The organism is Vreelandella neptunia (assembly GCF_022489065.1).
In the GTDB taxonomy this organism is placed as follows: Bacteria; Pseudomonadota; Gammaproteobacteria; order Pseudomonadales; family Halomonadaceae; genus Vreelandella; species Vreelandella neptunia_A.
In genome coordinates this window covers 65,275-76,500 of the sequence record NZ_JAKVTW010000019.1, presented here as the reverse complement: position 1 = coordinate 76,500, position 11,226 = coordinate 65,275, and the positions used below count along the sequence as shown (strand labels likewise).

The 11,226-nt window shown below is 53.4% G+C and carries 7 protein-coding genes; 2 read left to right on the top strand and 5 right to left on the bottom strand.

Annotated features, from left to right (window positions below; genetic code table 11):
- Window positions 1-126: 126 nt before the first annotated feature.
- Complete coding sequence (locus MLE19_RS19365; protein WP_240719758.1) at window positions 127-1,581, bottom strand: glyceraldehyde-3-phosphate dehydrogenase; 1,455 nt, start codon at window positions 1,579-1,581, stop codon at window positions 127-129.
- 234 nt (window positions 1,582-1,815) lie between these two features.
- Here MLE19_RS19365 and mfd point away from each other — a divergent pair, with 234 nt between their 5' ends.
- The gene (gene mfd / locus MLE19_RS19360) at window positions 1,816-5,265 is read left to right on the top strand and encodes a transcription-repair coupling factor (RefSeq protein WP_240719757.1); all 3,450 of its coding nucleotides are present in this window, start codon (window positions 1,816-1,818) and stop codon (window positions 5,263-5,265) included.
- A gap of 111 nt (window positions 5,266-5,376) precedes the next feature.
- Window positions 5,377-6,558, top strand: coding sequence for a L,D-transpeptidase family protein (locus tag MLE19_RS19355; protein WP_240719756.1), 1,182 nt, complete (start codon window positions 5,377-5,379; stop codon window positions 6,556-6,558).
- 161 nt (window positions 6,559-6,719) lie between these two features.
- On the opposite strand, the gene MLE19_RS19350 is transcribed toward MLE19_RS19355, so the two are convergent.
- The 4 genes from MLE19_RS19350 to topA all read right to left on the bottom strand — a co-directional run bounded on the left by MLE19_RS19350 (window position 6,720) and on the right by topA (window position 11,116).
- Window positions 6,720-6,983 (bottom strand): Lpp/OprI family alanine-zipper lipoprotein, encoded by a 264-nt coding sequence (locus MLE19_RS19350; RefSeq protein ID WP_022523170.1) that lies wholly within the window; start codon window positions 6,981-6,983, stop codon window positions 6,720-6,722.
- A gap of 223 nt (window positions 6,984-7,206) precedes the next feature.
- Window positions 7,207-7,836, bottom strand: a complete 630-nt coding sequence (locus MLE19_RS19345) for a L,D-transpeptidase family protein (protein WP_240719755.1) — start codon at window positions 7,834-7,836, stop codon at window positions 7,207-7,209.
- 194 nt (window positions 7,837-8,030) lie between these two features.
- A complete protein-coding gene (locus tag MLE19_RS19340; protein ID WP_240719754.1) occupies window positions 8,031-8,492 on the bottom strand; it encodes a DUF6586 family protein in 462 nt (153 codons plus the stop codon).
- A complete protein-coding gene (topA, locus tag MLE19_RS19335) occupies window positions 8,489-11,116 on the bottom strand; it encodes a type I DNA topoisomerase (RefSeq protein ID WP_240719753.1) in 2,628 nt (875 codons plus the stop codon). The genes MLE19_RS19340 and topA overlap by 4 nt, the downstream gene beginning before the upstream one ends.
- Window positions 11,117-11,226 lie beyond the last annotated feature (110 nt).

Genomic DNA, 11,226 nt, shown 5'->3' with positions numbered 1-11,226 from the left:
GGGGCGCCAAAAGTGCTATATACATTAATAAATCACTTGAATTAGACAAAAAAAACGCCACCCGAAGGTGGCGCTGTCTCGTTACTTAGGCTTAGAGCCCCACTATACGGCTACTCTAGCGCTGCGTTAGCGCGGTAGTTTCAAAAATCGTACATTAGACATTTGCTGCAAAATACGTACAACTTGGCAGCTATAGCCAAATTCGTTGTCGTACCACACATAAATGACCGCTTGATGACCATTGGCGATGGTCGCTTTAGCATCGACAATGCCGGCATGGCGGTTGCCCACAAAGTCCGACGACACCACTTCAGCGGAATCAACAAAGTCGATCTGTTTCTGGTAAGCGGACTCAATTGACATACGGCGTATATAGTCGTTTAGCGCGACAGCGTCCGTCGTTTTATCCAGAGTCAGATTGAGAATGGCCATAGAAACATTAGGGATCGGCACACGAATAGCATTACCCGTCAGCTTACCCTCTAGCTCGGGCAGCGCTTTCGAGGCGGCCTTGGCTGCGCCGGTTTCGGTCAACACCATGTTCAGTGCCGCACTGCGGCCACGACGATCGCCTTTATGGTAGTTATCGATCAGGTTCTGGTCGTTAGTGTAGGCATGCACGGTCTCTACGTGACCATTGACCACACCATACTCATCGTTTAACACCTTCAATACCGGCACGATAGCATTAGTGGTACATGATGCAGCTGAAACAATTAGGTCGTTATCGCCGATAGATTCGTGATTAATGCCATACACGATATTTTTGATATCGCCCTTACCTGGCGCGGTCAGCAGCGCTTTAGCGGCGCCTTTGCACTTCAAGTGCTGGCCCAAGCCCTCCTCATCACGCCAAATACCCGTATTATCAACGATTACGGCATTATTGATGTCGTAGGCGGTGTAATCAATCTCACTCGGCGAATCGGCATAGATAACCTGAATGACATTGCCATTCACGGTTAGCGTGCGCGCCTGCGCATCCACCATGATGGTGCCATCAAAAGGCCCATGCACGGAGTCACGACGCAGCAGGCTGGCGCGCTTCTCAAGATCTTTTGCCACATCACCACGGCCACGAACCACTATGGCGCGCAACCGTAGCAAGTTACCGCCACCAGCTTTCTCCACCATCACTCGTGCAAGCAAACGGCCAATACGACCGAAACCATAGAGCACAACGTCTTGTGGCTCGCCGGTACTGGCACCTGGCTGGAAGCCATCAATAATTTCATGCAGCTCTTTACGCAGGAAGGCTTCTACATCTCCCCCGCCCTGGCGTTTGAACATCACTGCCAACTTACCTACATCGACGTGCGCAGGGCCGAGGTTTAACTCAACCATGGTTTTAACAATCGGATAGGTGTCTTCGACGGAGAGCTCAGTACCCTCAATTTTCCGCACGAAACGGTGGTCTTTAAGAATACGAATGACCGACCGTTTAATAAGCGAACGTCCGAACATGGTGGCAACGACATTATTCTGACGATAGAGCTGCCCTACTAACGGGATCATCTGCTCCGCCAAGGCTTCGTTGCCTTGCCATTCTTGAAAAACGTTTTCGAGCGCTTGCTGACTCACGTGCGGCCTCATTAGGTAATGGACAATATTCGAGAGGCATTATCCGGGGCGAGCTCAGTCATCGCAATGAAAGGATAGTCGCACAACATGTAGGGGTATTACAGAAATGCCGATCTCACTACAAAACCACTCTCATTACAGATTAACCCGCTAACTAAAGCCACGGCACTCTAACTGAAACGGGTGATCGTGTATGATCTGTTTTCCGTTTCAGCGCAAAACGATATCTTGATTATGCCGACTTTCTCTCTGCTCGAACCGCCCCAGCCCGAAGGGACTCGCGATACGCTCTACTGGACATCGCCGCCGGGCAGCGCGACTGCTCTGGCTCTTTCACGGGTTGCCAAGCACGCCCCGCTATTGGTGATCACCCCCAATACGGCTAGCGCGCAACGTCTGGAACAAGACCTCTACTTTTATAGCGATGTACCCGTAATGCCTTTCCCCGATTGGGAAACGCTACCCTATGATAGCTTTTCACCCCACCAGGATATTGTCTCGGCAAGACTGCGGACGCTGCGTCAGCTTCAAGATGGCGTACGCGGCATCGTATTGGTTCCAATCAATACACTGATGCAACGCCTTCCCCCGGTCGAATATATTGCCGGGCGGGTGATGACGCTCAAAACCGGCGAGCGGTTAAATCGCGAAGCGTTCCGGGAGTCACTTTCGCGGGCGGGCTATCGCGCCGTTGAAACGGTGTATGAGCCTGGCGAATATGCCATGCGCGGCGCGTTGATCGATCTATTTGCGATGGGTATGGATGAGCCGATCCGCATTGATCTGTTTGACGATGAAATCGACTCCCTGCGCCACTTCGATCCCGGCAGCCAGCGCTCGACCGACAAACTAGACACCTTGGAGCTGCTACCCGCCCACGAATACTCACTGAGCCGTAGCGCCATCGCCTGCTTTCGCGAGCAGTTTGAAACCCTTTTTGATGTCGATCCACGCCAGTGCCCTCTTTACAACGATGCACTAAAAGGCATTCCTTCACCGGGGCTTGAGCACTATCTGCCACTGTTTTTTGAGCAAACCGCCTCACTGTTTGACCATTTAACCAACGATACCCGGGTAGCACTTCTGCCGGGAGTTTTTGATGCCGCTGAACAGCACTGGCAGTCTATCGATGCCCGCTATGTTAATTTGGGCGTTGACCCGACCCGGCCACTGCTGCCGCCACACCGGGCATTTTTCCCGGTCAGCGATGTTTTTTCGGCGATAAAAGCACGCCCGCGCATAGAGCTTACTGAGGATAGCGAGCAGCGCCACGCGCATCTGCCTGAAGCAGCGCCATTGCCGACGCTCTCTATCAATGCTCGAGCCAAGCAGCCGCTGGGCGAGCTTACGGCGTTTTTGAAGTCGCATGCCAAAACCCGAGTGCTGTTTGTAGCGGAATCACGGGGTCGCCGTGAGGCGCTGGAAGAGATTTTGGCACCACTTCAGCTTTCGCTCCCACACACCGATAGCTTTCATGACTTTCAGTCCAGCGATCATACCTATGCCATCACTGAAGGCTTGGTGGACAGCGGCCTGTGGCTGAATAACCCAAGCATTGCGGTAATCAGCGAAACCGAGCTATTTGGCGATGTAGTACGCCAGAGCCGGCGGCGCGAAAAAGCCACCGATGACAATGAGCTTGCGGTACGCCATCTGTCAGAACTGCGCGAAGGCGCGCCCGTGGTTCACCAGGCCCATGGCGTTGGGCGCTATTTAGGGCTGGAAACGTTAGAAGCTGGCGGTCAAGCAAACGAGTTTTTAGCGCTCTCTTACGCCGATGGGGCCAAGCTTTACGTACCGGTCGACAGCCTGCACATGATCTCCCGCTACAGTGGTGCCGGTGATGAACTGGCACCACTACATAAGCTGGGTTCCGATCAGTGGGAAAAAGCCCGCCGCAAGGCCGCCGAGAAGATTCGCGATACGGCTGCTGAGCTTTTAGACGTTTACGCGCGCAGGGAGGCGCAGCAGGGCGTCGTCTACGAAGCACCGGGCGAGGAGTACGTTCGTTTTGCCAGCAACTTCCCCTTTGAGGAGACCGCCGACCAGCACGCGGCGATTGAGGCAGTCATCAGCGACATGACATCTCCACAGCCGATGGATCGCGTGGTATGCGGGGACGTAGGCTTCGGCAAAACCGAAGTGGCCATGCGGGCGGCGTTTCTGGCCGTGCAGTCCGGCCGCCAAGTAGTGGTTCTGGTGCCGACCACACTGCTGGCGCGCCAGCACTTCGAGAATTTCCGCGACCGTTTTGCCGACACGGCCGTCAATATTGGCTTGATCTCTCGCTTCACCAGCGGCAAAGAGTTTACCCAAACGCTAGAGAGCATTAAAAGCGGCCAAACGGATATCGTGATTGGCACGCACAAGCTGCTCGCCAAAAGCGTTGAGCTGCCCAAAATGGGCCTCCTCATCATTGATGAGGAGCACCGTTTTGGGGTAGCGCAAAAAGAGAAGCTCAAAACACTGCGTGCAGAAGTCGATATTTTAACGCTAACCGCGACGCCTATTCCGCGCACGCTGAATATGGCCATGAGCGGTATCCGCGACCTATCGATTATCGCCACTCCACCCGCTCGGCGTTTGTCGGTTAAAACCTTCGTTCAGCAGCACGATACCAGCATTATTAAAGAGGCCCTGCTGCGCGAGATATTGCGCGGCGGCCAGGTTTATGTGCTGCATAACGAAGTCAAAACCATTGAGAACAGCGCCGAAAAAATCCGTGAGCTGATTCCTGAAGCGCGTGTGGCGGTGGCCCACGGTCAATTGCCTGAGCGCAGTCTTGAGCGCATCATGTCGGATTTCTATCACCGCCGCTTTAATGTATTAGTATGCTCGACCATTATTGAGACCGGCATTGATGTACCTAGTGCCAACACCATCATTATTGAACGCGCCGATAAGTTTGGCTTGGCACAGCTTCACCAGTTGCGGGGCCGCGTTGGCCGTAGTCACCATCAGGCGTATGCCTACCTATTAACACCGCCGCCTAAAGCGATGACCCGCGATGCTATCAAGCGCCTGGAAGCCATTAGCGCTTCTGATGATTTGGGCGCTGGTTTCACCCTGGCCAGCCACGACATGGAGATCCGCGGAGCGGGCGAGCTACTGGGTGACGAACAGAGCGGGCAGATGGAAACCATCGGCTATACGCTCTATATGGAGATGCTTGATCGCGCAGTGAAGGCTATTCGTTCAGGCAAAACACCCAATATTGATGCGCCCTTCAATACTGGTGTGGAAATTAGCCTTAATCTGCCCGCATTGATTCCCAATGATTACATTCACGATGTGCAACAGCGCTTAGTGATGTATAAGCGGATTGCCAATACCCAGGGCGATAACGAACTCAGAGAGCTGCAGGTTGAGTTAATCGACCGTTTTGGCCTGCTGCCTGCGCCGTTAAAGAACCTTATTCGCCAAACTAAGCTTCGCCATCGCGCAGAGCAGCTTGGCATCAGTAAGATCGAAGCAGGCGAAAGCCGCGGGCGCATCCTGTTCGATGGCTCTACTCAAGTGGATCCTTTAACACTGGTAACGCTCATTCAGACTTCTCCCAAGCACTATCGATTAGACGGCTCTGACACCTTACGATTTGAATTACCTATGGAAAGTGTCGACAAGCGCTTCCAGCAACTTGAAAACCTACTCAGCACGCTTAATCAAAAAGTAGCGGCGGCGTGAAGCTTGGGGCAAACTTGCCAGTAGCCATGCCATAGTTGACCCACAAGCGTGAGTCATCATCAGTGGCCCAACACCGCGCATCAGCAGTGAATTAACATATTAGGAACGATCATGAACATTCGCGACACCTTTACCCTCTGGGGCCCCACTAGCTTGGCAGTGCTCTTAGCCGCAAGTTTAGCAACTCCCGCTTTTGCGCAAACAGCTGCCGAGCAGGCCGACAGCCAACCTCAAGAGCAAGCTCAAGAACAGTTACAGGGGCAGGAGCTGGAGCAGGATCAAGAGCAGCAGCAACAAGCACAGGAAGTCAGCATCGACGCCGTTGATAGCGCCGCTCAGGTAGCTGACCAAGATGAGCTGCCACGTGGTCATTTCCGCCTACCCGAACAAGGCGATGTTATTGGGGAGCGTTACACCGTTGTTGTCGAAGACCCCAAGCAGACGCTGATCGACATCGCTAGGCGCCACAACATTGGCTACGAAGAAATTCGCATGGCCAATCCGGATGTCAGCCTTTGGGTGCCCGGCGCAGGTACCGAGGTAGTGATCCCAGCTCAGTACATTCTACCGCCCGCCCCACGTGAAGGCGTTGTGGTGAACCTTTCTGAGCTACGCCTTTATTACTACCCTGCCGACAAGCCCGGTATCGTGGAAACTTACCCGGTAAGCGTAGGGCGTGAAGAGTTCGCTACACCAGTGGGCATCACCCGCACCACGGTAAAAGTGAAAGACCCTGCCTGGGCACCGCCATCGTCCATGCGTCGTGAAGCAGCTGAACGTGGTGAACCTGCACCTTCTGTAGTTCCACCAGGCCCGGATAACCCCCTTGGCGAGCACGCTATTCTACTCGCAATGCCGAGCTATCTGATTCATGGCACCAACCGTCCTGATGGCGTGGGTATGCGCGTAAGCCGAGGCTGTATTCGCATGTACCCGGAAGATATCAAATCGCTTTATGAGCGCTTGCCCAGCGGCACTCAGGTCAACCTGATGGATGCGCCATTCAAAGCGGGCTTTGCAGCCGACGGCACACTGTTTGTACAGTCTTTCCCGCAGTTGGAAGAGAACGTAGAAGGCTTTGAGCCACTGCTTAACGCCCTAGAGCGCGTCACCGCACTGACTGAGAACGACGTTGAAGTAGACGCTGAACGCATTCAGCGTGCTGTAGAAGCCCCAGATGGCCAATTTATTGCCCTTTCTGGGCCTCAGGCGCCTGTAGCAGAACCCGAGCCTGTGGAATTGATTAATGAGGTCGAGCTTAGCGCCTCTACGACGCCTAACGAAGACGCATAAGCAAAAGGCATAAACAAAAAACCCCGCCGAGGCGGGGTTTTTTGCGTAGCTAGTGACAAGAACCGCTTGCCTTACGTATTAACTTACTACGTATTACTAACTACAGCTTTCATCCAGCAACTGATGAGAAAGTCTGAACTCACTCAACAGCCCAAGCAGAATTACTTCTGCATTGAACGCTGGAACATACGGTTCATTTCTTCACGGTTCTGCTCAGACATCTGCAGAGCAGCCTGCGCATCGCGCTGGGCTTGGTTTGCAGTGTTCATAGCTTGTGAAGCCATGCTACGTGCTTCTGCAGCGTCAGCTTGTGCAGATTCTGCAGTCATGCGAACTTCTTCCAGCGCGCTGGTAGAAGCACAACCTGCAAGAATTGCCAGTGAAGCGGCAGCAGCAGTCATCTTCAGAGTAGTTTTCAGAGTCATAGTGTTCTCCTTGAGTCGTCCTTGGGTACTACATTAAGGGTATGACAAAGGTAAGGCTAGTCACTTAGATTAAGTTCCAAGCTTAAATTTGTCTACCTGCGGTGCAGGTTCTTTACAGTGACTTGTTGCGATGCTCGCAAGTCAAACGCTGTTTTATAATAGACCACAGCGGTTGTCTATAGCCACTTTTTAAAAACCTCGAACTTCCTTCAACGGCAATAGCTTAACGGATCACTACACGGGTGCCAACACCCACTAGCTCTGCCAAGCGATCAATTTGCTCGTTGGTAACGGCAACACACCCTTGGGTCCAGTGGTAGCGACCGTGGATATCAGGATCCGCGCTCCCCAGGCCATGAATCCCAATTGCCCCACCCAGGGCCGTATTTTGCGGCGGGTGGCCGTTACGGCGGTAGTAATCGAAGTAATCTTCATAATCAGTTTGGGAATAAATTCCCTTTTCAAGCGCCATGCGAGCATGGGCTGGTGTGGGGAAATCAATCCCCATAAACGTACGCCACTGGCTTTCGTAATTAAAACGGTTGATACGAAACTCACCCATTGGGGTCACATTATCACCACGGACACGCTGGGTTTTAGCACCTGCGCGCCCTAATGATATAGGCCCAAAACGCTCTAACAGGTCATTACCCCGGAATACACTGAGGGTCGCTTCTTGATCATCAACCAGCACCCATACCTCGTTGGAATGGCGCGGCAAATGGGCACGAGTCAGCATTGTGGCCACAAGGTCAGAGGGGGCAGCCTGACTGGGCCCAGTGACGGCAGCGCTGGCCACGGCTGGCAAGCTCAGTGCCATAGCTAGAAATCGACGGCGATTGACTAAAAACATGGCAGCTCTCGAAACAAATTAGCCTGTGGTTGACTAACTAGGCGCATATGGTCGCTTTTATACCTTATTCCCACATCCGCCGTTAGTAATTTCGTCATATACGTAATACTGGTGACACCCCGTTGTGCAAAAAATGACTGTTCATTCGCGCTTAAAATCCGTTTACTCGCCTGCAACCCTAACTAACAGGCGATCTACCACTCAAAACTGGTTTCACGCAAAGCACCTATTTCACGCTTGGCAGATTGAAGATTGTCTAGCAGTTGAAGACGTAAATCGGCTTGATTCCCCACCGCAATCATAGCGGGATTGTGCGCGGGGCGTCGCGCTGCACCTTCGTCGCTATGCAGGCGCTCAAGCTGAGTTACCAGCCAATTTAACCAACTTTCTGGCTGAGCCATTAAGTCGCGAAGGCGTTGTAACTCTGCTAAAGCCGGGCCGTCATCGGATAACAACACGTTCCAGCGGTGCTCTGGCAAGCGGGCATGCTCCGTCACTTCACGCAAAAGCGACTCCAACGCCAACTCAAAGAGCGCCAAGGCGCTCTCCTCTAACGCCATCTGCCGTGCGGGAGCATGCTCATCCTCCCCCGCCTCTAAAGTGGCTAGCAGCTCCGCCTGATAGAGTAGCTGATTGGTACGCGACCTTGCATTCACTTGCGCTTGTCCTCCACGTGCCATTTGCCAGCATCGAACATGGCTTTCCAGCCGGTGGCTTTGCCCTCTTCATCCGTCATCACGTACTGCTCTTTACTCTTACGCGAATAGCGGATTTGTGCGGGACGACCATCCGGATCTTCACTGGGCGCTTTGAGAATAAAGTGATACTTCTCCGGCAGCTCATCGGCATGCGCTTTCAGCTCTTTCACCAACGGTGGCCGGGTTTCACGATTTTTAGGGAATTTACTCGCGGCCAAAAATAGTCCGCTTGCCCCGTCACGCAACACGTAATGGTCGTCTACTTTTTGACAGGCAAGCTCAGGCATCGGGATCGGATCCATTTTCGGCGGTGCCACATCGCCACTCTTCAGCAGCTTGCGGGTGTTTTTGCACTCGCTATTGGTACAACCAAAATACTTGCCAAACCGACCTGACTTCAACTGCATCTCAGAGCCACATTTATCGCACTCAATGATCGGACCGTCATAACCCTTGATCTTGAATTTGCCGCTCTCCACTTCGTAGCCGTCACAATCGGGACTGTTACCACAGATGTGCAGCTTACGCGTTTCATCGATCAGGTAGTTATCCATCGCCGTGCCGCACTTGGCGCAGCGACGCTTGGCACGCAGTGCGTTGGTTTCGGCCTCTTCACCCGCGTCTTCAGCCACCGCTTCCTCACCAGGAATCAAGTCGATGGTCGTCTTGCAGCGCTCTTTGGGGGGCAAGTTATAGCCGCTACAACCCAGGAATACGCCTGTGGAAGCAGTGCGAATCTGCATATGACGACCACAGCTTGGGCAGTCGATATCCGTCGGTACCGGCTGATTCGGCCGCATACCATCTTCGCTTTCAGCCTTTGCCAGCTCTTCACGAAACTCGCCGTAGAAGGCATCCAGCAGTGCCTGCCAGTTGCGTTCGCCTTCCGCCACCTCATCTAGGCTATCTTCCATACGCGCGGTGAACGAGAAGTCCATCAAATCGGGGAAGGACTCTTTCAATCGCTCAGTAACGATGTCGCCTAACTTTTCGGCATAAAAGCGGCGATTTTCCAGCTTTACATAGCCACGGTCTTGGATAGTGGAGATGATAGAAGCGTAGGTAGAAGGACGACCAATACCCTGCTTTTCCAACTCCTTAACCAAGCTTGCTTCGGTGTAACGCGGTGCTGGTTTGGTAAAGTGCTGCTGAGGATCAAGCGCTTCCAGTGCCATAGAGGTGCCTTTGGGCAAATCAGGCAAGCTTTGATCTTCGTTTTTACCACTGGGCTTCATCACCCGTGTGTAACCATCAAATTTGAGCACGCGCCCTTTGGCACGCAACTCATAGCCATCAACCTCAACGCTCAACGTGCTCGACAGATACTCAGCGGGGGTCATTTGGCAGGCCACAAATTGGCGCCAGATGAGTTCATAAAGGCGTTCTGCGTCCCGCTCCATGCCAGCCAGGTCTGATGCTTTGCGCTCTACGCTGGAGGGGCGAATGGCCTCGTGCGCCTCCTGGGCACTCTCTTTGCTGCTATAGCGATTAGGCGCCTCTGGGAGGTAGCGGTCGCCAAACTCTTCACCGATATAACTGCGAACGCCTTCCACTGCATCTTTTGAAAGATTGGTGGAGTCGGTACGCATATAGGTGATGTAGCCCGCTTCATAAAGGCGCTGGGCCATGGTCATGGTTTTCTTCACAGAAAAACCTAACCGACCACTCGCCGCTTGCTGCAACGTGGAGGTAATAAAAGGTGCAGTTGGCTTGGAGCTGGTGGGCTTATCTTCGCGGGAAGTAATCGCCAGCTTGGCTTTTCTGAGCTGTTCAATGCGCGCCAAGGTGTCTTTTTCAGAGGTGGGCCTAAAGGCCTTACCGTCTTGACGTACCAGTGCAAAGCGCACCAGCTCACCTTCGGGTGAGGCCAAATCCGCATGCACATCCCAAAACTCTTCAGGAATAAAGGCACGGATCTCGCGCTCTCGCTCAACGATCAAACGAACGGCAACAGACTGTACCCGACCCGCCGATAGGCCACGCGCTACTTTTGCCCACAGCAGCGGCGAAAGCATAAAGCCCACCACACGGTCTAGGAAGCGCCTAGCTTGCTGCGCTTCGACTCGCGGTATGTTAAGCGCACCAGGTGCTTTGAACGCGTCCTGAATAGCGTTTTTGGTGATTTCGTTAAACACCACACGCTTGTAGCGGCTGTCGTCGCCACCGATGGTCTCGCGCAGGTGCCAGGCAATGGCTTCCCCTTCGCGATCCAAATCCGTTGCGAGATAGACAGCGTCAGCTTTTTCAGCCAGCTTTTTTAGTTCGGCAACGACTTTCTCTTTTCCGGGCAGCACCTCATAGCGGGCTTCCCAGCCGTTGTTGGGGTCGATCCCCATCCGCCGAATAAGCTGATCCTGACTTTTACGCTTTTTATACGTTTCTTTCTCTTCCGCCGACATCTTGCGTGTCGCTGCGGCCTGGCGCGCGCGCTCCTTGGGGTCGGAGGCTGCCTTACCTGAGCCGCTGGTCGGCAGGTCACGAATGTGACCTACGCTCGACTTCACGATGAAATCGTTGCCGAGATACTTGTTAATCGTCTTCGCTTTCGCTGGCGACTCGACGATGACCAGTGACTTGCCCATAGTGCTCCACTTTCCTAATGCACGGGCTGTCTAGCGCGTGCTCTGAATTCGGTGCCGTATCGCCGGAATGAAACCGCCCGAGAAAAAAGATACGGATGAAAAAATGCGCC

Coding starts and splice junctions, on each gene's coding strand:
- mfd (WP_240719757.1), top strand. CDS start 1,816: ATGCCGACTTTCTCTCTGCTCGAACCGCCCCAGCCCGAAGGGACTCGC.
- MLE19_RS19355 (WP_240719756.1), top strand. CDS start 5,377: ATGAACATTCGCGACACCTTTACCCTCTGGGGCCCCACTAGCTTGGCA.
- MLE19_RS19350 (WP_022523170.1), bottom strand. CDS start 6,983: ATGACTCTGAAAACTACTCTGAAGATGACTGCTGCTGCCGCTTCACTG.
- MLE19_RS19345 (WP_240719755.1), bottom strand. CDS start 7,836: ATGTTTTTAGTCAATCGCCGTCGATTTCTAGCTATGGCACTGAGCTTG.
- topA (WP_240719753.1), bottom strand. CDS start 11,116: ATGGGCAAGTCACTGGTCATCGTCGAGTCGCCAGCGAAAGCGAAGACG.